Raw genomic sequence first — 20,733 nt, 5'->3', positions numbered from 1 at the left:
CGGACTGGCCGGGAGGGGGAATCAACTGCTGATGCCGAGCGACTCCAGCATCGGCCGGAACTTGGCCCACGTTTCAGCGAGCTCCGCTTCGGGCTGTGACCCGTCGACTATTCCGCAGCCGGCATAAAGCCGCACGTTGGTGGAGGACTCGATGACGGCGCCGCGCAGGGCAATGCCCCACTCGCCGTTTCCTGCCGCGTCAAGCCAACCCACCGGCCCGGCGTACGGTCCGCGGTCCAGGTGCTCCAGTTTGCGGATGAGTGCCCCGGCCACCTCCGTGGGAGTTCCGCAGACGGCCGCGGTGGGGTGCAGGGCGTTGATAAGCGCAAGGCAGGTGGGCACATGCCCTTCGATCTCTGCGAGCTCAGCCTTCACATCGGATGCCAGGTGCCACACGTTGGGCAGTTCCAGGATGAACGGCTCGTCATGGGCGTTCATGGCTTCCGAGAACGGTGCCAGTTGCGAGGTCAGCGATTGAATGGCGATCTCGTGTTCGTGCCGCTGCTTGTCGGATCCTGCCAGCACGCGGGTGGCGTAATCCATGGGGAGGCCGTCTTCGCCGTGCGCATCGCGGCGGTCCAGTGTTCCTGCCAGCACGCGGGCCTGGGCAGTGCGGCCCTCAACCTGGATCAGCATCTCCGGAGTCGCCCCCACCAGCCCGTCCACCCCGTATGTCCAGCACTCGCGGTACCGCGCGGCGAGCTCCCGCAGCACCGCTGAGGCGTGTACGCCCGACGGAATAGTGGCCAACACGTCCCGGGCGAGCACCAGCTTCTCCAGCGCACCCGTCCGGATTTCGGCTACGCCCGCTTCGACGGCGGCCATCCAGGCTTCCTCGCTCAAGGAACCGGTGTGCAAGGTTGCCGCCGCGGCGAGCGGGAGGGGACGCACGACGGCGCCGCCCGCCCTGGCACGGGCACCGCCCAGGGTGCCGTCCCCGGCAGGGTCCGCTGCCGCCGTCGGGCCTGCTCCAACGGGTGTGGCCGCAGCAGCTGCTGGACCGCCGGCAAGCCAGCGGTCCAGTGCGACGAGGGCGCCGTCTCCGGTGAGGGGACCGTCGTCGAACGTCAGCTGGGTGAGCCACACCTGGCCGTCGCGCACGCCCACTACGATTTCCGGCACGATCAGCCGCGATTCGTGCGCCGAGGTCTTGGAAAAGGCAAAGGAGCCGAAGGCCACCGGCCCGGTGCCAGGAAGCTCCACGGAATCAATGACCTCGGCCTCAAGGACCAGGTGGCGCCACCAGATGTCTGCCTCAAGGAACCGCTCGGGGCCCGTTGCCGTGAAGCGCGCAATCTCGCCGAATCCTGCCAGTCCGGCCTCGCGGCGGGTCCAGCAGAGGACATCGTCCCGGACCAGAAACGCAGGAAGCCCCCCGGGGAATTCTTTTCCATCCAGGGGGACTGTCAAGGTGCGGAACGTGCTCGTCATGATGAGACAACACTACTCCCGAGCGTGCGGTGGCCCGGGAGGCCTGCTGGAGGTACCGGCGGCGGCCGGGCGGGCGTAGCCTTCTGCCATGGACTCCGAAGTCCGCCAGCTGTTCCTCGGCACCGGGATCCGCGTGCCGTGCCTGGTCCGGGGAGATGCCTCGGCGCAGCCCCTGCTTCTGCTCCATGCCTGGGGGGAATCACGCAGGAGCTTCGACCGGCTGGTCCCGCTTCTGGAGGAATTCCGGATCCTGGCGCCTGACCTGCGCGGCCAGGGGGATGCGGATAAACCTGTTAATGGCTATTCGCTGGAGGACCAGGCCCGGGACGTGGCCGCGATCCTCGATGCACTGGCTCTTGAATCGGCCGCCATCCTGGGCTCCTCAAGCGGCGGCTACGTGGCCCAGCAGTTGGCCGTGATGCAGCCTGAACGTGCTGATGCCCTGATCCTGGTGGGTTCGCCGCTGACCCTTCAAGGCAGGCCCGCGTTCGCCGACGAAGTGGAGGCCCTGGCCGACCCGCTGGACGAGGACTGGGTGCGTCAATCGCTGCTGTGGTTTCCCCTGGGCCAGGCGGTGCCCGGCTGGTACCTCGATGACCGGGTGGCGGATGGGCTGAAAATGCCTGCTACCGTGTGGAAGTCCGTGCTGGCAGGGCTCTGCCAGGCGGTACCGCCCACCGAAGCCGGAGCCATCCACGCCCCCACGCTGATCCTCTGGGGAGAGCAGGACGGCCTCCTGCCCCGCAGCCAGCAGGAAATCCTCGCAGCCCGCATTCCCGGCTCCGTCCTGAAAACGTACGCCGGAACCGGCCACGTGGTCCTCTGGGAATGCCCGGAGCGGGTGGCCGCGGATACCAGGGCATTCCTGGCGGGGCTTTGACTCCACGCCGCCTTGGTCCGGACCCTCCCGAACATTTGAGACAATGGCATGGTGAACCGAGCATCCTTGGATAAGCGTCCGGACGAAGTAGCCACGATGTTTGACGACGTCGCACCGAAATACGACGTCGTCAATGATGTCCTGTCCCTGGGGCAGACCCGGCGCTGGCGCAAGGTTGTGGTGGAAGCCATGGACGTCAGCAGGGGCCAGCGCGTCCTTGACCTGGCGGCCGGTACCGGCACCTCCAGCGAGCCTTATGCCGACGCAGGAATAGACGTTGTGGCCTGCGACTTCTCCCTCGGAATGCTCAAGGTTGGAAAGCGCCGCCGCCCGGACATCAATTTTGTTGCCGGGGATGCCACCAACCTGCCTTTCGCCGACAACTCGTTCGACGCCAGCACTATTTCCTTCGGCCTGCGGAACGTCAACGAGCCCAAGAAGGCGCTGCAGGAGATGCTCCGCGTCACCAAGCCGGGCGGCAAGCTTGTCATCGCAGAGTTCTCCCAGCCCGTGATCCCGCTCTGGCGCACCATGTATACCGAATACCTGATGCGCGCCCTGCCGGCCATTGCCACGAAGGTTGCCTCCAATCCGGACGCGTACGTCTACCTCGCCGAATCCATCCGCGCCTGGCCGGACCAGGACCACCTCGCCGCATGGCTGCAGGAATCCGGGTGGGAACAGGTCACCTACCGCAACCTTTCCGGCGGGATCGTGGCCGTCCACCGTGCGTTCAAGCCTGCAGGGTCGGCTCCGGACAACGCGGCTGCCGCCATCGCCGCGCACAAGGGCCCCGTGGCCAAGCTCCGCCGCAACATCACACGCTGACCTGTGAAGGTACTGATAGTCGGTGCGGGGCCGGCCGGCTCCACCGCCGCGTACTACCTTGCCAAGGCCGGCATCGACGTCACCGTCCTGGAGAAAACGAGCTTCCCGCGCGAGAAGGTCTGCGGCGACGGCCTCACCCCCCGCGCCGTCCGTGAAATCCAGAAACTGGGCCTGCCCCACCCCGAGGGGGAAGGCTGGCGCCGGAACAAGGGCCTGCGCCTGATCGCCGGCGGCCGCACCATTGAACTGCCCTGGCCCGAGGTGTCCGACTTCCCGCAGTACGGCCTGATCCGCACCCGCCTGGGCTTCGACGAGGAACTGGCCCGCCACGCCCAGGCGGCCGGCGCGGAAATCCTTGAGCGGCACAGCGTCACCGAAGCGCTTCGTTCTGAGGACGGCCGCGTCACCGGTGTCCGCGCAGCGCTCCTGGATGAGTCCGGACGCAAGGCGGGGGAGACGCGCGACTTCAGTGCCGACGTCGTCCTCGCTGCGGACGGCAACTCCACCCGAACCGCCGTGTCCCTCGGCATCCAGAAGCGGGACGACCGCCCTCTCGGCGTGGCCGTACGCACCTACTTCACCTCGCCGCGCACCGACGACGAATGGATGGAAGGCTGGCTGGAACTGCCAGGCCGTGACGGCAAGCTGCTGCCCGGTTACGGCTGGGTTTTCGGCGTGGGCGACGGCACCTCCAACGTGGGCCTTGGCATCCTGAACTCCTCCAAGGAATTCGGCAAGCTCGACTACAAGCAGGTCCTGCGCGAATGGACCGCCGGCATGCCCGCCGAGTGGGGCTTCACGCCGGAGAACCAGGTGGGCGAGATCCGCGGCGCCGCGCTGCCCATGGGCTTCAACCGCACCCCGCACTATTCGCCCGGCCTGCTGCTCCTGGGTGATGCCGGCGGCATGGTGTCCCCGTTCAACGGTGAGGGCATCTCCTACGCCATGGAGTCCGCGCGCTTCGCCGCCGAGTTCCTGATTGATGCCTCCTCGCGCTCGGCTGCTTCGGGCGGAACGTACGACGCCGACGCGCACCTCGCGCGGTACGCGGACTACGTGCGGGACCAGTGGGGCTCGCACTTCACGCTCGGCCGGGCCTTCGCCGCGCTGATCGGCAAACCTGCCGTCATGAAGCTCGCGCTGCGCACCGGCATGCCGATCCCGGTTCTGATGCGCTTTGTGGTCCGGCTCCTGGCCAACCTCACGGACCCGTCCGCGAGGGGCTTTGAGGACCGGGTGATCCGGGTCCTCGAAGCGCTGGTCCCGGCCACAACCAACACATCGCCCACCCCGTCGGCTTCGAATCAGCGGTATCCGCAACAAAAAGTTAGGGTTAACCCGTGACCAACCCCGCAGACCACAGCTGGACGCACGCCGGACACGGCCTGCCGGACTCCGAACCCAGCCTTAATACCACCGCCATCGCTACGGGTTTGCAGCTGCCTGCGGGCTTCGCCGCCATTGCCGGAGACGCCGAACTGGGCCCGGCCATCACCAACAACCTGGCCCGCGTCGAGAAAAAACTCCGCGAAGCGATCGCCAACTCGGATCCGCTGGCTGATGCGACGTCGCGGCATCTGGTCGAAGCCGGCGGCAAGCGCATCAGGCCCCTGCTGACCCTGCTGTGCGCGCACCTCGGCGACGCTTCCCTTCCCGCCGTGGTGCAGGCCGCCGTCGTGGTTGAACTGACCCACCTGGCCACGCTTTATCACGACGACGTCATGGACTCTGCCCCGTTCCGCCGCGGAGCGCCCACGGCCCACGAGGTCTGGGGCAACTCGGTGGCGGTGCTCACCGGCGATCTTATCTTCGCCCGGGCTTCGATCCTGGTGTCCGAACTCGGGTCGCGGGCCCTTGGCATCCAGGCGCGCACGTTCGAGCGGCTGTGCCTGGGGCAGCTGCACGAGACCGTGGGGCCGCGTCCGGATGAGGATCCGATCGAGCACTACCTTTCCGTGATTGCTGACAAGACCGGTTCCCTCGTGGCGGCGTCCGGCCAGCTCGGTGCCATTTTCGCCAACGCCGATCCCGCGTTCGAGCCCGTCCTGGTGGAATATGGCGAGAAGGTGGGTGTGGCCTTCCAGCTTGCGGACGACGTCATCGATGTCACCGGGATCAAGGTCAAATCCGGAAAGTCGCCGGGCACCGACCTGCGCGAAGGTGTTCCCACCCTGCCGGTGCTGCTCCTGCGCAGGGCTGCCGCGGATGGTGACCAATCCGCCGTCGGGCTTCTCCGGCTCATTGACGGGGACCTGTCCTCGGACGAGGCGCTTGCCGAGGCCGTAGCCGGGCTGCGCGAGCACCCCGTGACTGCGGAGTCCTGGGTTGTTGCCCGCCGGTGGGCCGATGAAGCCATCGCAGCCCTTGCCCCGCTGCCCGAAGGCGTGGTCAAGGATTCCCTGTCCAACTTCGCGCTGGCTGTGGTGGACCGCGCCAGCTAAGTCTTACCTGCGTGGAGGCCCGGTTGCCGCAAAGGTGCCGGGCTTTTCCGTGTCATCGATTGCTGTGCAGATGGCGTTTTCGCGCCACATAACGGCAGGTGCGGAGCAATCGATGGGTTAAACGGGATAGCCCCGGTTCTCCGCAACGATACGAGTCATACGTTGCTTTGAACCGAGGCTATCTCTCCGTTCGCATCAGACCCGCCGGAGGCGTTTAGCGGATCCGTGAACAGTCTATGACAGCTTTGTCACAAAGCGCAAGCTGTTTGTTAGTTCTGCTGTCACAGGATTTTCCGGGCTAACGCGGGCCGGTGGTCGATGGCTGAAAAGCGTGACTTTCGGGCGCAATGGGAACGGTGATCCCCGGAAGCGCAAGGGTTCTGCCTTTGCAACGGGCCAAAAGATACGCGTATGGCACCGCCTTCCTTGAGTGATGCTCCGTCTTCGTCCACATAGCTCCTGCCCGGTCTCGCGGATCGGGCTGCTCCCGGGTGACGCTGGCTCGGTGGACATCAGCGACTATCTTCAGCGCCGCGGAGGCGTGGCCCGGACATCACACCTGGAAAAGGCCGGATTTGGACGGGCAGCCGTCAGGAGTGCCGTGGCCAGCGGCCGGATCGTGAAGTCCAGCCGCGGCGTCTACGCCATTCCAGCAGCAAGTCCCCTTCAGCAGGCCATGGATCGGGGAGGGCTTCTGACTTGTGTGTCTGCTGCACCCGTCTACGGATTGTGGACCTTGAAGAGTGACTCGGCCTTGCACATTTGCCGCAGTCATCCCGTGCGCACCCCGGGAGTGGTGGAGCATGGGCGGCCCAAGCATCCAAGGCACGGCTGGCTCCCTGTTGCCGGTCTGGCAGACGTCCTGCTGCACAGCATGCGTTGTCTACCCGAGCTGGAGTCCCTGATACTGATCCAGTCTGCTACCGGGCGCGGCGACATCTCTCTCGACTTCCTCTATGCCAGCTGTGGTGGCAAGCGCAATGGCAAGGCAAGGAAGCTTCTGGACCTGGTAATTCCCAGGGCGGATTCAGTGCTCGAAGTGCTTGCCAATACGCACTTTGCCAGAGCTGGGCTCAGGGTGCGGAGGCACGTGCTGATTCCCGGGGTGGGGGAGGTGGACTTCCTTATTGAGGAGTGCCTTGTTGTGGAGACCGACGGCTCAACCCACTTTGAACCACGTTCAGTCAAGAAGGACCAGCGGCGGAACAACCGGAGCATTCTGGGCGGTTATCTGGTGCTCCGCTACTACTACGAAGACGTGGTGTACTCGCCGGGGGCGATGGTCGCTGAGGTCCTGTCTGTCCTTGAGTTGAGGCGCAGAGGTGTCTTTCCGTCGCGTCCTGCCGATGGCGGTGACGAAAGTGCGTAACTTTTGGCTCTGCCACGGCTGCCCGTTCACGGAAACTCAGGGATCTGTCAGGGTGCCTGCTCCATAAGTCACGCTTTTGCGGCCGCGCGTCCGTATCAAGTGCCCGTTTTGGCTGGAAACCTAGCTTTCGTCGTCCTCGAAGGCCCACTCGAACATGTCGAACACGAACTCCGAGAAGGTGCCTTCCTCGGACTTCCACTGGCCGCGGGCGTTGTTGCGGCGGTACACGATGGGATCAGGGACGCTGAGGTCTCCCACACGGAAACCCCAGGTGTATTCCTCTTCCTCGTCCTCGAGGAACATCAGGAAGCCTTCGTCGTCGACTTCCAGTTCGTCCGGATCCCAGAAGTAGTGGTACGCCTCCATCAGGTCCTCGCAGCCGCCAAGGGCCAGGTAGAACTCGCGGAGGACCAGGGGAATCTGGAACTGGTGGTCGGCCAGGGCCTTGTCCAGTTCCTCGACGGACAGCCCGTCATCTTCCTGCCATTCATCCTCGAGATACTTCGGAACAAGCGCGCGGAACTTCTCGAGGAACATGTCAGTCATGGCTCTTATCCTAGCTAATCGCGGCCCCGCAATTCGCCGCTGTCGGCCTCAGCCCGGTGCCAGCCGTGGACGGCCAGGGGGATGCGCCAGGACCGCCGCCAGCCCGCCACCCGGAAGGCAAACACGACGGCGGCAACGGCACATGCGGTGAGCGCATTGAACGTTCCGGTCACCCAGAGCACGCCGGTCAGCGCGGCCCCGCAAAACGCGGGCACCGCGTACAGGTCCGCGGGGTTGAACAGCTGCGGCACCTCGTTGGCCGTGATGTCCCGGAGCAGCCCGCCGCCCACCGCCGTCGTGACACCCAGCAGGACTGCGGCCAGGGGGTTCACGCCAAAGGACAGCGCCTTCAGCGTGCCGGTGATGCAGAAGAGCGCCAGCCCGCCGGCGTCGAACAGCACCAGCAGGGACGTGAAGCGCTGGAACGCGGGGAACAGGAAGTACACCAGGACCGTAGCCAGCACCGGCGGGACCAGGTACGCGGGGTTGGTGAACGCCGCCGGGATGACGGCGAGAATGATGTCCCTGATCACGCCGCCGCCGAGCGACACCAGCGAGGCCAGCAGGAGCGAGCCCACGATGTCGAACTGCTTCCGGGCCGCCAGCAGCGAGCCGGACACCGCGAAGAAAAAGATGCCGGCCAGGTCCAGCCATACCAGGGCGATGTCAAAAGGGAATGTCATGGAGCGTCCCGGCGGTTTAAAGAGGGCGGACAGGGCGGCTCCAACGTTACGCTAGCCCCTATGAACAGCCCCATCATGATCGCCTGCGCCCATGGGACGTCCAACACACAGGGAGCCGCGGAGGTCAACGCCCTGCGCGCGGCCATCGCCGCCCTCCGCCCGGGCCTCGACGTCCGGGAAGCCTATGTGGACGTCCAGCAGCCGGACCTGGTGGACGTGGTGGCGGGCCTGCCCGAGGGGGAATCCGCCGTCGTGGTTCCGCTGCTGCTCAGCGTTGGCTACCACGTCAAGGTGGACATCGCCAGGGCCGTGAAGAGCCGGCCGGGCAGTGCTGCCGCCGCGCCGCTGGGGCCGGATCCGCGCCTGGCCGCGCTGCTGGACCAGCGGCTGCGGGAGGCCGGCGTCACGGACAATGACGTGATCGTCCTGGCCGCCGCGGGCTCTTCCAACCCCAACGCGGCCGTCAGCGTCGAGGAGCTGCTCGGCCAGCTCCGGGAGCTGCGGTCCAACCGGATGGTGGCCGCCTATGGTGCTTCGGCCAAGCCGTCCGTGCCCGACGCCGTCGCTATGCTTCGCGAGGAACTGGAAGGCGGTGCCGGCGCGGGGGAGTCCGCGGGGGCTGTCGACGTCGGCGGGCGCGTGGTGATTGCTTCCTACCTCCTGGCGCCGGGCTACTTCCACGACCAGCTCGCCAAGGCGGGGGCCGACCTCGTGACCGAACCCCTGCTGCCGTCCCCCGTGCTGGCCGAGATCGCGCTGGAACGGTACGACGCCGCCGTCGCAAAGGCCCGCGAAACCGCCGCCCAGGTGCCGGCCGCGGCCGCCGCCCCCGCGCCCAAGGAAACCCCCGCACAACCGGAGCCCGAAACACAGGAAGGTGGCTTCTTCAAGGCTGCCCGGCGTTTCGTGACGAAATATTTCCCTAGGTGACTTAGCGTTTCCGGGCCTTTGTGACGCTCTTCGGGCGGGACCTACAGTCGATGCATGACTGATACAGCTCTAGCCGGAGCGTCCGCGGACTCCGCTGCCTCCAAGCGCCCGGCCCGCACGTCCCGACCCGCCGCGAAGCCGCACGGGCAGTGGAAAGTGGACGGCAAAACGCCCCTGAACGCCAACGAAACCTGGAAACAGGAAGACGACGGCCTCAACGTGCGCGAGCGTATCGAGACCATCTATTCCAAAGAGGGCTTCGACGCCATCCCCGGCCAGGACCTGCACGGCCGGTTCCGCTGGTGGGGCCTGTACACCCAGCGCAAGCCCGGGATCGACGGCGGCAAGACCGCAACGCTTGAGCCGCACGAGCTCGAGGACAAGTACTTCATGCTCCGCGTGCGGATCGACGGCGGCGCCCTGACCACCGAGCAGCTGCGCGTGATCGGCCAGATTTCCGTGGACTTCGCGCGCGACTCGGCCGACCTCACCGACCGCCAGAACATCCAGCTGCACTGGATCCGCGTGGAGGACATCCCCGAGATCTGGACCCGCCTGGAAGGTGTTGGCCTGTCCACCACCGAGGCCTGCGGCGACGTTCCCCGCGTGATCCTGGGTTCGCCCGTGGCCGGCATCGCCAAGGACGAGATCATCGATCCAACGCCGCTGATCGCGGAGCTGGGGGAGCGGTTCATCGGGAACCCGCTGCTGTCCAACCTGCCGCGCAAGTACAAAACCGCCATCACCGGCCACCCGAGCCAGGACGTGGTCCACGAGATCAACGACTTCGCCCTGGTGGGTGTCCGCCACCCGGAACTGGGCATCGGCTACGACCTCTGGGCCGGCGGCGCGCTGTCCACCAACCCGATGCTTGGCAAGCGCCTCGGCGCCTTTGTGAAGCCGGAGCAGGCCGCCGACGTGTGGCTCGGCGTCACCAGCATCTTCCGCGACTACGGCTACCGCCGCATGCGCACCAAGGCCCGCCTGAAGTTCCTGATGGCTGACTGGGGTCCGGAGAAGTTCCGCCAGGTCCTCGAGGACGAATACCTCGGCTACAAGCTGGCCGACGGCCCCGCCGCGCCCAAGCCCACCACGCCCGGTGACCACATCGGCGTGCACGAGCAGAAGGACGGCAAGTTCTTCATCGGCGCCACCCCGCTGGCCGGCCGCCTGTCCGGCGCCGCGCTGGTCAAGCTGGCGGACACCCTCGAGGCCCGCGGCTCCTACCGGCTGCGCACCACGCCGCACCAGAAGCTCGTGGTCCTGGACGTCGAGAAGGAACAGGTTGAGCCGCTGGTGGCTGAGCTGGACGCGCTGGGCCTGTCCGCCCGTCCGTCCGTGTTCCGGCGCGGCACCATCGCCTGCACCGGCATCGAGTACTGCAAGCTGGCCATCGTGGAAACCAAGCACACGGCAGCAACCGCAGTTGCCGAGCTGGAACGCCGCCTGGCGGACCTCGCCGAGTCCGGCGAACTGCCGCACGCGCTGTCGCTGCACATCAACGGCTGCCCCAACTCCTGCGCCCGCATCCAGACGGCGGACATCGGCCTCAAGGGCATGATGCTTCCCACGCCCGACGGCGACCCCTCCCCGGGTTTCCAGGTCCACCTGGGCGGCGGGCTGGCTTCGAAGGACCGCGAGGAAGCGGGCCTGGGCCGCACCGTCCGCGGCCTCAAGGTCTACGTGGACGATCTCCCGGACTACGTGGAGCGCGTCGTCCGCACCTTCGTGGCCCAGCGCTCCGAGGGCCAGACCTTCGCCGAGTGGGCCCACGCAGCAGACGAGGAGGCACTGCAGTAATGGCAAAGCACCTCGCACCCGCACCTGCCAAGCGTCCCGTGGAAGAGCTGAAGGCATTGGCAGAAGCCGGCGCCGCCGAGCTCGGCTGGGACGCCCCCGCCCGCGATGTCATCGCCTGGGTGGAGCGCAACTTCGACCTGCCCGCGGTTGCCGTCGCCTGCTCCATGGCCGACGCCGTCCTGCCTGCCCTGGTTGCTGACCAGATGCCCGGCGTCGACGTCCTGTTCCTGGAGACCGGCTACCACTTCCCGGAGACCTATGCCACGCGCGACGAGGTGGCCGCAAACCTCCGCGTCAACGTGGTGGACGTGCTTCCCGAGAACACCGTGGAGCAGCAGGACCGGCTCCTGGGCAAGGACCTCTTCGCCCGTGACGCCGCCCAGTGCTGCGCCCTCCGCAAGGTGGCTCCGCTGCAGCGTACCCTCGCCGGCTACGAACTCTGGTTCACGGGCGTCCGCCGCGATGAGGCGCCCACCCGCACCAACACTCCGCTGGTCGGCTGGGACGAGAAGAACGGCCTGGTCAAGGTCAACCCGGTGGCCGCATGGACGTTCGACCAGCTGGTCCAGTATTCGGACGACAACCTCCTGCCCGTCAACCCGCTGCTTTCCCAGGGTTACCCCTCCATTGGCTGCCAGCCCTGCACCCGGAAGGTGGCGCCCGGCGACGACCCCCGCGCCGGCCGCTGGGCAGGGACCGACAAGACAGAATGCGGACTACACGTATGAGCACTTTCCTAACCGAGGAGACTACCCAGGTGACCGACTCCGCCGTCTCAACCCGACTGAGCAGCCTGGACACCCTCGAATCCGAGGCCATCCACATTATCCGCGAGGTTGTCGCCGAGTTCGAGAAGCCCGCGCTGCTGTTCTCCGGCGGCAAGGACTCGGTGGTGATGCTGCACCTGGCCACGAAGGCTTTTTGGCCGGGCAAGGTCCCGTTCCCCGTGCTGCACGTGGACACCGGCCACAACTTCCCGGAGGTCATCGATTTCCGTGACCGGACCGTCGAGCGGCTGGGCCTGAAGCTCGTGGTGGGCTCCGTGCAGGAGTTCATTGACCGCGGTGAACTGGCCGAGCGTGCCGACGGCACCCGCAACCCGCTGCAGACCGTCCCGCTGCTGGACGCCATCCAGCGGAACAAGTTCGACGCCGTGTTCGGCGGCGGCCGCCGCGACGAGGACAAGGCACGCGCCAAGGAGCGCATCCTGAGCCTCCGCGACGAGTTCGGCCAGTGGGACCCGCGCAACCAGCGGCCCGAGCTGTGGAACCTCTACAACGGCCGCCACACTGTGGGCCAGCATGTCCGCGCGTTCCCGATCAGCAACTGGACCGAGCTCGACATCTGGCGCTACATCGAGCGTGAGAACATCGAGCTGCCCGGCCTGTACTACGCCCACGAGCGCGAAGTCTTCGCCCGCGACGGCATGTGGCGCGCGGTGGGCGAGGTTTCCCAGCCGCTGCCGCACGAGGAAGTCATTACCAAGACCGTCCGCTACCGCACTGTGGGGGACATGTCCTGCACCGGCGCCGTCGAATCGGACGCGTACACCGTGTCCGACGTCGTGGTTGAAGTCGCTGCCTCCACCCTGACCGAACGTGGCGCCACCCGTGCAGATGACCGCATCTCCGAGGCCGCCATGGAAGACCGCAAGAAGGACGGGTATTTCTAATGACCACCGAAGCAGTTCTCCCGGCGGACCTGGAAACAGCCCTGCCCACCACTCTTTTCCGGTTCGCCACCGCAGGATCGGTCGACGACGGCAAGTCCACTTTGGTGGGCCGCCTCCTTCACGATTCCAAGGCCATCCTGGCTGACACCCTCGACGCCGTTGCCCGCACCTCCGCGGACCGCGGCTTCGGCGGGGCTGCCGGCGGGATCGACCTGGCGCTGCTGACGGACGGCCTGCGTGCCGAGCGCGAGCAGGGCATCACCATCGACGTGGCCTACCGCTACTTCGCCACCGACCGCCGCAGCTTCATCCTGGCCGACTGCCCCGGGCACGTCCAGTACACCAAGAACACGGTGACCGGCGCGTCCACTGCGGATGCCGTCGTCGTACTCATTGACGCCCGCAAGGGTGTGCTGGAGCAGACCCGCCGGCACCTGTCCGTGCTGCAGCTGCTGCGTGTGGCGCACGTGATCGTGGCCGTGAACAAGATCGACCTGGTGGACTTCAGCGAATCCGTGTTCCGCGGGATCGAAGCCGACGTGCAGCAGGTGGGCCGCGAGCTGGGGCTGGGGTCCGACGGCATCACCGACCTGCTGGTGGTGCCCGTGTCCGCCCTCGACGGTGACAACGTGGTGGAGCGCTCCGGGCGGACCCCCTGGTACGCCGGCCCCGCCCTGCTGGAGGTCCTCGAGACTCTGCCGGCCGCCGACGAACTGGAAAGCCACCTTGAGAGCTTCCGCTTCCCGGTGCAGCTGGTCATCCGGCCGCAGGGCGCGCTGGCCCCGGACGCCGTCGCTGCCGGCCTGGACGTGGAAGCCTACCGCGACTACCGCGCGTACGCCGGCCAGATCACCGAGGGCTCGGTCAAGGTGGGGGACAAGGTCTCGGTCCTGACCCCCGGCCAGGGCCCGCGCACCACCACGGTGGTGGGCATCGACTTCGCCGGCGCCTCGCTGGAGGAAGCCGCCGCCCCGCAGTCCGTGGCCATCCGCCTGGCGGAGGAGTTCGACGTCGCACGCGGTGACACCATCGCCGCCGCGGGCACCGTCCGCGAGGCATCGGCAGACCTGTACGCGTCACTGTGCTGGCTGTCCCCGAAGCCCCTCCGTGAGGGACAGAAGGTGCTGGTCAAGCACGGCACCCGCACCGTCCAGGCGCTGGTCCGCAATGTTGGCGGCAAGCTGGACCTCGCGTCCTTCAAGCTGGAACCGGCGTCCACCCTGGAACTGAACGACATCGGCAACGCGCAGCTCCGGCTCGCCGCGCCGCTGCCGCTGGAGAACTACCTGCACCACCGCCGCACGGGAGCGTTCCTGGTGATCGACCCGCTGGACGGCAACACTCTCGCCGCCGGCCTGGTCAAGGACCACCCGGGCGACCACGAGGACGAGCGCTACAGCATCTGAGTTTGTCCCCGAAGCCGCGGCTTGTTCGCAGATCCGGACCGTGAAGGTTCTGATTCGCGAACAAGCCGCGGTTTTCGTTGTTACAGCCGCGAGAAACCCGAGGGGCTCACGGTGTTGCCGAGGCTCATGCGCGTGCCGCCGTCGTCGTCCGTCCACGTGTAGGTGGTTTGCATGGGGAACGGGCCCTGGGCTGTCCGCATCACCAGCTTCTCGCCAGGGACGTACTCCACGAACTCATAGGTGTAGCTCAGCTCCCGGCCCAGGAACTTCGCGGTGAAAGCCACCTTGGAACCAGCTCCAATGGGACCGTCGGTCAGCCGCTGCGAACTGTGGATGTTCACATACCACTGCGGCGCGTTGTCCGGGTTGGCGGCGTACTCGGCAACTTCGGCGCGTGGCCTGTTGATGTGGATTTCGGTCTGGACGTTGACCATTGCTGCGTCTCCCCCGGAAGGGGGCGGGGTTAGCCTAGGACTCACAGTAGTCCTCGGCGGTGCACGGGAGGCGGAGCATGGAGACCATCAGTCCGAAGCTTCTGAACTGGGCTTCGATCCTGGATGAAAAGACCCGCGAGCAGGCCGTGATGACGTCGCAGCTGCCCTTCATCTATCCGCACCTTGCCCTGATGCCGGACGCGCACCTGGGCAAGGGTGCCACCGTGGGCTCGGTCATCCCCACGCTCGGCGCGATCATCCCTGCGGCGGTGGGGGTGGACATCGGGTGCGGCATGATCGCGGTCCGGACGCAGTATGGGCTCAAGGACCTCCCCAAGGACCGGAAGACGCTGCGCGAGGACATCGAACGCGCCATCCCGCTTTCCGCGGGGCACAACAACCGGACAGTGCTTCCCACAGCGGAGCCCCGGATCGCGGAGCTGAAAAGGCTGGCCGCGAAAGCCGGCTTCAATCCCGGTCAGTACGTCGAAAAATGGGAGCTGCAGCTGGGCTCCCTGGGCTCGGGCAACCACTTCATTGAGGTCTGCGCAGACGAATCCGACGCGGTCTGGCTCTTCCTGCACTCCGGCTCGCGCGGCATCGGCAACAAGATCGCCCAGCACCACATCGGCATCGCCCGGCGCGTGGTGACGAAAAGCCGGGTCCACCTCCCGGACCCGGACCTTGCATACCTCGAGGAGGGCACGCCCCAGTTCGAGAGGTACATCGCGGAGCTGCGCTGGGCCCAACACTTCGCGCTGCTGAACCGCGAGGAGATGATGGACCGCGTTACCACGCAATTCGGCCATTGGGTGCGCGGCCGGGTGCGCGAGCTGGAACGGATCAACTGCCACCACAACTTCACCCAGCAGGAGACGCACTACGGCAAGTCGGTCTGGGTGTCCCGCAAGGGCGCCATCAAAGCCGGGCCCGGCGATCCTGGACTCATTCCCGGGTCCATGGGAACGGCGTCTTACGTGGTGGAAGGCCGCGGCAACCCCGCATCGCTGAACTCCTCGCCGCACGGGGCGGGCCGTGAGCACTCGCGCAACGCCGCGCGCAAGGCGTTTTCCCTGGAGGAGCTGAAGAAGGCCATGCGGGGGATTGAGTTCCGGGCGTCGGAGGCCTTCATTGACGAGATTCCCGCAGCCTACAAACCCATTGACCAGGTGATGCATGACGCCGCGGACCTGGTCTCGGTGCGGCACAAGCTGCGGCAGCTGGTCAATGTGAAGGGCAACTGAATCGCGGAATCCGGTGGCAGTGCGGCCGAATGTGACGCTAGATGAACGTGCGTGACCCCCCGTTTAGGCTTCATTGAACGGGAATATGACTCTCCCTATGGTGAAACAATGACTAGTTCCAAGCCCGGGATGATCCGCATCGTGGCAGGCGAAAGCGCAGCACCCAAGCGCAAGCGTGCCATCGAGGCTGCCCTGGCCATCGGGCTGGTCCTGCTGATCGCCGTCGGGGCCGTGGTGGCGTCCACCGTTTCGCGGAACACGGAGGCGCAGGCCGCCGGACCCAGCCCCGCCGCTGAGCTGAAGCTCGGCTACTTCGGCAACGTCACCCATGCCCCCGCCCTGGTGGGCATTAAGGAAGGCTTCCTGGCCGAGGCCCTGGGCAGCACGTCCCTGAGCACCGAAACCTTCAACGCCGGACCCGCAGCCATCGAGGCCCTGAACGCGGGCGCCATCGATGCCGCGTACATCGGCCCGAACCCGGCCATCAACTCGTATGTCAAGAGCCAGGGCGAGTCCGTCAGGATCATCGCCGGTGCCGCCGCCGGCGGCGCGCAGCTGGTAGTCAAGCCGGGGATCAACTCTGCCGCCGATCTCCAGGGCAGGACCCTCGCCTCCCCGCAGCTGGGCGGCACGCAGGACGTTGCCCTCCGCGCCTGGCTTGCCGACCAGGGCTACAAGACGAACGTTGACGGCAGCGGCGACGTCGCCATCAACCCCACGGAAAACGCGCAGACACTGAAGCTGTTCCAGGACGGAAAGCTCGACGGCGCGTGGTTGCCTGAGCCGTGGGCGTCACGCCTGGTGCTCCAGGCCGGTGCGAAGGTGCTGGTGGACGAAAAGGACCTGTGGGACGGGGCTGGTACCGGGAAGCCGGGCGAATTCCCCACAACTGTGCTGATCGTGAACCAGAAGTTCGCCGCGGACCACCCGGAAACCGTCAACGCACTCCTGGCTGGCCACGCGAAGTCGGTGGCCTGGCTGAACGAGGCCCCCGCCGCGGAAAAGGCTTCCGTCATCAACTCGGCCCTGCAGGAATCCGCGGGCGCGGCCCTCGCCGGGGACGTCCTGGCACGGTCCCTGGCCAACATCACCTACACGCTGGACCCGCTGGCCGGAAGCTACCCGCGGCTGCTGCAGGACGGCGTCGAGGCCGGCACCACCAAGCAGGCCGACATCAACGGGCTCTTCGACCTGCGCCCACTCAACGACGTGGCCGCCAGCTCAAGCCCCGCCGGCCAGGGCAGCCAGGGCAGCACCAAGATTTCAGCAGCCGGCCTCGGCCAGGACTGATCCCACCCACCTACTTAAGGACGGCACCATGCCAGTCGTACTGGAACACCTGGGCAAGCGCTTCGGCGACGGCGCCCCGGTACTGGACGACGTCAACGCCACCATCGGGAAGGGCGAGTTCGTTGCCCTCCTCGGTGCCTCCGGCTGCGGCAAATCCACCCTGCTGAACATCATCGCGGGACTGGAGCCGCCGTCGTCGGGCGCCCTCGAGGTGCCCAGCGACGGTGCCGCCTTCATGTTCCAGGACGCTGCCCTGTTCCCCTGGCTGACCGCCCGCGAGAACATCGAGCTGGCCCTGAAACTCCGCGGCGTGGGCAAAGCCGAGCGCAAGGCCAAGGCCCAGGAACTCCTGGAGCTGGTGCACCTGGGCTCGGCCGGGGACAAGCGCCCGCACGAGCTCTCCGGCGGCATGCGGCAGCGCGTGTCACTGGCGCGCTCGCTGGCCCAGGACCGGCAGCTGCTCCTGATGGACGAGCCCTTTGCCGCCCTCGACGCCATCACCCGCGACCTGCTGCATGATGAGCTGGAGCGGATCTGGAAAGAAACCGGGCGGACCATCGTCTTCGTGACCCACAACGTCCGCGAGGCCGTCCGGCTGGGCCAGCGCGTGCTGCTGCTGTCCTCGCGCCCGGGACGGGTGGTCCAGGAATGGGCTGTCACCGAGGAACACCGTACCGACGCCGGGCTCGCCGGCCAGCTGACCGGGGTCATCACCGCCCGGCTCCGGGAGGAGATACGCCGCCATGCCAAGTAACCCAACGCCGCTTGCCGAAGCACCCTCCGAGCCCTCGGAGCCCCGCCATATCCATGCCGCGCTCACCCGGTCCTCCACCGGGCGCGAGGACCTGCGCGAACTCGAGTCCGGGCTGGACTCCCTGCAGTCCGACGCCGACCGGAAGCGCCGGGTGGACTGGAGCCGCATCCTTCTGCCCATCGCCGCCCTGGTGGTGCTGGTGCTGGCGTGGCAGTTCTATGTCTCGCTCGGCCTGAAGCGGCGCGACCTGGTTCCCGGACCGCTGGACGTCGCGATGCAGGTGGGTGTCCTGTGGAACGAGGGCAAGCTCCAGGAAGCCGTATGGACCTCGCTGCAGCGCGGGCTGGTGGGCTTCCTGATTTCGGTGGCAATCGCCACTCCGGTGGGCCTGCTGCTGGCCCAGGTCGCTCCGCTGCGCCGCGCATTCGGCCCGCTGATTTCCGGCCTCCAGGTCCTCCCGTCCGTAGCCTGGGTCCCGGCAGCCATCATCTGGTTCGGCCTGACCGACGCCACTGTTTATTTCGTGGTGTTCATGGGCGCCATCCCGTCCATCATCAACGGCCTGATTTCCGGTGTGGACCAGATCCCGCCGCAGTACCGGCGCGTGGGCACGGTTTTGGGCGCGTCCCGCCTGGAGATGGCGCTGCAGATCATCCTTCCCGCCGCGCTGCCCGGCTACCTGGGCGGCCTGAAGCAGGGCTGGGCTTTCTCCTGGCGCTCGCTCATGGCCGCGGAAATCATCGCCGTGGGCGGCACCATTGGTTTCGGCCTGGGTTCGTTGCTGGACCAGGGCCGCATCCTGTCCGACATGACCGTGGTGATGTCGGCAATCCTGCTGATCCTCGCCGTCGGTATCCTGATTGAACTTCTGGTGTTCGGGCCCATCGAGAAGCGCCTCCTCCGCAGCCGCGGGCTCCTGGCCGGCAGCACCCGCTAAGCACCCCTGCGACCCAACTGCGTAACTTCTACCCGCCCGCGGTTGGCCCCCGCCGTGCAATGTCGCGGGCACTGACCTGCGCCAGACCCAAAAGTTACGCATTTACGGCCCGCCCCAGCTGTGAAATGGGCCCGGATGGTCAGGACCTGGGTGGCAGACTGGCCCCATGACTGCCAGTTTTGCGTGCCGCACCGAGAGCTCCCTTCCACCGGAGCGGCTGTTCGACCTGGCCCGCAGCATCGACGCCCACGTGGAATCCCAGAAAGGCTCGGGGGAGCGGGCGGTGGGCGGCGTGACGTCCGGGCTGATCGGTGAGGGCCAGGAAGTCACCTGGCGGGCACGGCATTTCGGGCTTTCGCTCACCATGACCAGCCGCGTCACCCAGATGGACTACCCGCGGAGCTTCACGGACGAGCAAGTCCGCGGCCCGTTCCGGTCCTTCCGCCACGTCCATGAATTCGAGGCCACGCCCGGCGGCTGCATCATGACGGACCGGGTGGAGTTCAGCGCGCCGTTCGGGCCCCTTGGCCGCCTGGCCGAGAAGCTGGTCCTGCGACCGTACCTGCAGCGCCTCATCCGGGACCGCGGCCGGTTCCTCGCCGGCATCAGCAGCTGAACCGGGGCACATCGGCACGGACACGCCGGGGCTCTCGGCCTGGACGGCCCTGGCCCCCGCCAAAGTGCCCCGCAAAGGCGGACGACGGCGGCCGCCTGCCTTTGTGACGCAGCGTTACCTTGCGTGAACTGGTGTTGCTCGGCCTTTGTGGGCGATTGTGACGCGGCCCTACCGTTGTTTCATGGCAATTCAGGATATCTACCCCACAGCACTGCGCCTGCTCGGCCGCCCCGTGCTGGTGGTTGGCGGCGGCCCCGTTGCAGCCCGCCGCGCCAAGGGGCTGCTTGACGCCGGGGCCCAGGTTACCGTCGTCGCTCCCGTTGCCTCCGCCGCGCTCCGGGAACTGGCCGACGCCGGCCTCCTCACCTGGGAGCCGCGCACCTACCTTCCGTCCGACGTCGACGGCGTCTGGTTCGTCCAGACCGCTACCGGCGACTCCGCCGTGGACGCCCAAGTCTCAAAGGACGCCGAGTCGCAGCGCGTCTGGTGCGTCAACGCCTCCGACCACGAAGCGTCCGCAGCCTGGACTCCCGCTGTTGCCGAAGTGGACGACGTCAAAATCGCCGTGAACGCCGGGGGAGACCCGCGCCGCGCCATGGCCGTCCGCGACGCCGTTGCCACCGCCCTCGAAACCGGCGATCTTCCGTTGCGCCGCCGCCGGGCCCACCGCGGGTCCGTTGCCCTGGTGGGCGGGGGACCGGGCGATACCGGGCTGATCACCGTCCGCGGCCGCCGGCTCCTTGGCCAGGCCGACGTCGTGGTGGCCGACCGCCTGGGCCCGCGTGGACTCCTGAACGAACTTGCCCCGGACGTCCGGATCATCGAAGTCGGGAAAACCCCCGGCCACCACCCCGTGCCGCAGGCGGAGATCAACCGGATCCTCGTCGAGGAGGCCCTGAACGGCAACCGCGTGGTCCGGCTCAAGGGCGGCGACCCGTACGTCCTGGGCCGCGGCGGCGAGGAAGCCGAATACTGCCGGCAGCACGGCGTCGAGGTTGAAGTGGTTTCCGGCGTCACGTCCGCGATCTCCGTTCCCGCCGCCGCCGGCATCCCGGTGACGCACCGCGGCCTGGCCAAGGGCTTCAGCGTGGTGACCGGCCACGAGGAACTCTCTGAGATCCCGGCCCGCCCCGACCACACCATCGTCCTGCTCATGGGCGTGGGCCAGCTGCGCGAATCCGCGTCCGCCCTGGGCAAAGCCGGGCTGCCTGACGGGACGCCAGTTGGTATTGTGGAAAACGGCTATTTGCCGGACCAGCGCGTGACGATTGGCACCCTTGGTTCCATTGCCGACCAGGCGGAAGCCGCCGGCGTCGCAAATCCCGCAGTGATTGTCATCGGTGACGTGGTGCGCGTGAGCCCTTTCGCGCCGTCGCACTTCAAAACCGCTGACTACAGCACCACCACCCCGAACAGCCCCCGCAAGCCCCGAGTCCTCACAACCTAGCCCCCACCCAACTAGGTAGCGCTAA

Annotated in this window: 20 protein-coding genes; 16 read left to right on the top strand and 4 right to left on the bottom strand. The window is 67.1% G+C overall.

Going from position 1 to position 20,733, the window contains the following annotated elements:
* Positions 1–21: 21 nt before the first annotated feature.
* Positions 22–1,431 (bottom strand): isochorismate synthase, encoded by a 1,410-nt coding sequence (locus C3B78_RS14920; RefSeq protein WP_104998749.1) that lies wholly within the window; start codon positions 1,429–1,431, stop codon positions 22–24.
* A gap of 88 nt (positions 1,432–1,519) precedes the next feature.
* On the opposite strand from C3B78_RS14920, the gene C3B78_RS14915 reads away from it, so the two are divergent.
* From C3B78_RS14915 to C3B78_RS14895, 5 genes are all read left to right on the top strand, one after another.
* Entirely contained in the window at positions 1,520–2,311 is a 792-nt protein-coding gene (locus C3B78_RS14915) for an alpha/beta fold hydrolase (RefSeq protein ID WP_104998748.1), read from the top strand.
* A gap of 51 nt (positions 2,312–2,362) precedes the next feature.
* A complete protein-coding gene (locus tag C3B78_RS14910) occupies positions 2,363–3,139 on the top strand; it encodes a demethylmenaquinone methyltransferase (protein WP_234005404.1) in 777 nt (258 codons plus the stop codon).
* A 3-nt stretch (positions 3,140–3,142) separates the two neighbouring features.
* Entirely contained in the window at positions 3,143–4,483 is a 1,341-nt protein-coding gene (locus tag C3B78_RS14905) for a geranylgeranyl reductase family protein (protein ID WP_104998746.1), read from the top strand.
* Complete coding sequence (locus C3B78_RS14900) at positions 4,480–5,580, top strand: polyprenyl synthetase family protein (RefSeq protein ID WP_104998745.1); 1,101 nt, start codon at positions 4,480–4,482, stop codon at positions 5,578–5,580. Before C3B78_RS14905 ends, C3B78_RS14900 begins: the two co-directional genes overlap by 4 nt.
* A gap of 505 nt (positions 5,581–6,085) precedes the next feature.
* Entirely contained in the window at positions 6,086–6,949 is an 864-nt protein-coding gene (locus tag C3B78_RS14895; protein ID WP_104998744.1) for a DUF559 domain-containing protein, read from the top strand.
* Positions 6,950–7,069: 120 nt separating this feature from the next.
* Here C3B78_RS14895 and C3B78_RS14890 read toward each other — a convergent pair whose 3' ends face one another.
* Together C3B78_RS14890 and C3B78_RS14885 are read right to left on the bottom strand one after the other, a co-directional pair.
* Entirely contained in the window at positions 7,070–7,495 is a 426-nt protein-coding gene (locus C3B78_RS14890; RefSeq protein WP_104998743.1) for a hypothetical protein, read from the bottom strand.
* Between the two features lie 14 nt (positions 7,496–7,509).
* On the bottom strand, positions 7,510–8,178 hold the full coding sequence (locus tag C3B78_RS14885; protein WP_104998742.1) for a trimeric intracellular cation channel family protein: 669 nt from the start codon (positions 8,176–8,178) through the stop codon (positions 7,510–7,512).
* A 60-nt stretch (positions 8,179–8,238) separates the two neighbouring features.
* Between C3B78_RS14885 and C3B78_RS14880 the strand changes: the two genes are divergently transcribed.
* From C3B78_RS14880 to C3B78_RS14860, 5 genes are read left to right on the top strand one after another with little or no spacing between them, the layout of a single operon-like run.
* Positions 8,239–9,108 carry a sirohydrochlorin chelatase gene (locus C3B78_RS14880; RefSeq protein ID WP_104998741.1) on the top strand — a complete coding sequence of 290 codons (870 nt, stop codon included), beginning with the start codon at positions 8,239–8,241 and terminating at the stop codon, positions 9,106–9,108.
* A gap of 54 nt (positions 9,109–9,162) precedes the next feature.
* Positions 9,163–10,908 carry a nitrite/sulfite reductase gene (locus C3B78_RS14875; RefSeq protein ID WP_104998740.1) on the top strand — a complete coding sequence of 582 codons (1,746 nt, stop codon included), beginning with the start codon at positions 9,163–9,165 and terminating at the stop codon, positions 10,906–10,908.
* Entirely contained in the window at positions 10,908–11,636 is a 729-nt protein-coding gene (locus C3B78_RS14870) for a phosphoadenylyl-sulfate reductase (protein WP_104998739.1), read from the top strand. The genes C3B78_RS14875 and C3B78_RS14870 overlap by 1 nt, the downstream gene beginning before the upstream one ends.
* Positions 11,633–12,580 (top strand): sulfate adenylyltransferase subunit CysD, encoded by a 948-nt coding sequence (gene cysD / locus C3B78_RS14865; RefSeq protein WP_104998738.1) that lies wholly within the window; start codon positions 11,633–11,635, stop codon positions 12,578–12,580. The genes C3B78_RS14870 and cysD overlap by 4 nt, the downstream gene beginning before the upstream one ends.
* The gene (locus C3B78_RS14860) at positions 12,580–13,986 is read left to right on the top strand and encodes a sulfate adenylyltransferase subunit 1 (RefSeq protein WP_104998737.1); all 1,407 of its coding nucleotides are present in this window, start codon (positions 12,580–12,582) and stop codon (positions 13,984–13,986) included. The genes cysD and C3B78_RS14860 overlap by 1 nt, the downstream gene beginning before the upstream one ends.
* An 80-nt stretch (positions 13,987–14,066) precedes the next feature.
* On the opposite strand, the gene C3B78_RS14855 is transcribed toward C3B78_RS14860, so the two are convergent.
* The gene (locus C3B78_RS14855) at positions 14,067–14,420 is read right to left on the bottom strand and encodes an SRPBCC family protein (RefSeq protein ID WP_104998736.1); all 354 of its coding nucleotides are present in this window, start codon (positions 14,418–14,420) and stop codon (positions 14,067–14,069) included.
* Between the two features lie 77 nt (positions 14,421–14,497).
* Between C3B78_RS14855 and C3B78_RS14850 the strand changes: the two genes are divergently transcribed.
* From C3B78_RS14850 to cobA, 6 genes are all read left to right on the top strand, one after another.
* Positions 14,498–15,664: an RtcB family protein gene (locus tag C3B78_RS14850; protein WP_104998735.1), complete on the top strand. Its 1,167-nt coding sequence runs from the start codon at positions 14,498–14,500 to the stop codon at positions 15,662–15,664.
* A 129-nt stretch (positions 15,665–15,793) separates the two neighbouring features.
* Positions 15,794–16,954 carry an ABC transporter substrate-binding protein gene (locus C3B78_RS14845; protein WP_104998734.1) on the top strand — a complete coding sequence of 387 codons (1,161 nt, stop codon included), beginning with the start codon at positions 15,794–15,796 and terminating at the stop codon, positions 16,952–16,954.
* A 28-nt stretch (positions 16,955–16,982) separates the two neighbouring features.
* The gene (locus tag C3B78_RS14840; RefSeq protein ID WP_104998733.1) at positions 16,983–17,708 is read left to right on the top strand and encodes an ABC transporter ATP-binding protein; all 726 of its coding nucleotides are present in this window, start codon (positions 16,983–16,985) and stop codon (positions 17,706–17,708) included.
* Positions 17,698–18,645 carry an ABC transporter permease gene (locus C3B78_RS14835; RefSeq protein WP_104998732.1) on the top strand — a complete coding sequence of 316 codons (948 nt, stop codon included), beginning with the start codon at positions 17,698–17,700 and terminating at the stop codon, positions 18,643–18,645. Before C3B78_RS14840 ends, C3B78_RS14835 begins: the two co-directional genes overlap by 11 nt.
* Before the next feature lie 166 nt (positions 18,646–18,811).
* Positions 18,812–19,261, top strand: a complete 450-nt coding sequence (locus C3B78_RS14830) for an SRPBCC family protein (protein ID WP_104998731.1) — start codon at positions 18,812–18,814, stop codon at positions 19,259–19,261.
* Positions 19,262–19,442: 181 nt separating this feature from the next.
* Entirely contained in the window at positions 19,443–20,708 is a 1,266-nt protein-coding gene (cobA, locus tag C3B78_RS14825; RefSeq protein WP_104998730.1) for a uroporphyrinogen-III C-methyltransferase, read from the top strand.
* Positions 20,709–20,733: the final 25 nt, after the last annotated feature.

Source organism: Arthrobacter sp. PGP41, assembly GCF_002953935.1.
GTDB lineage: Bacteria > Actinomycetota > Actinomycetes > Actinomycetales > Micrococcaceae > Arthrobacter.
Note: the sequence above shows the minus strand (reverse complement) of the source record. Positions and strands in the feature narration are given on the sequence as shown.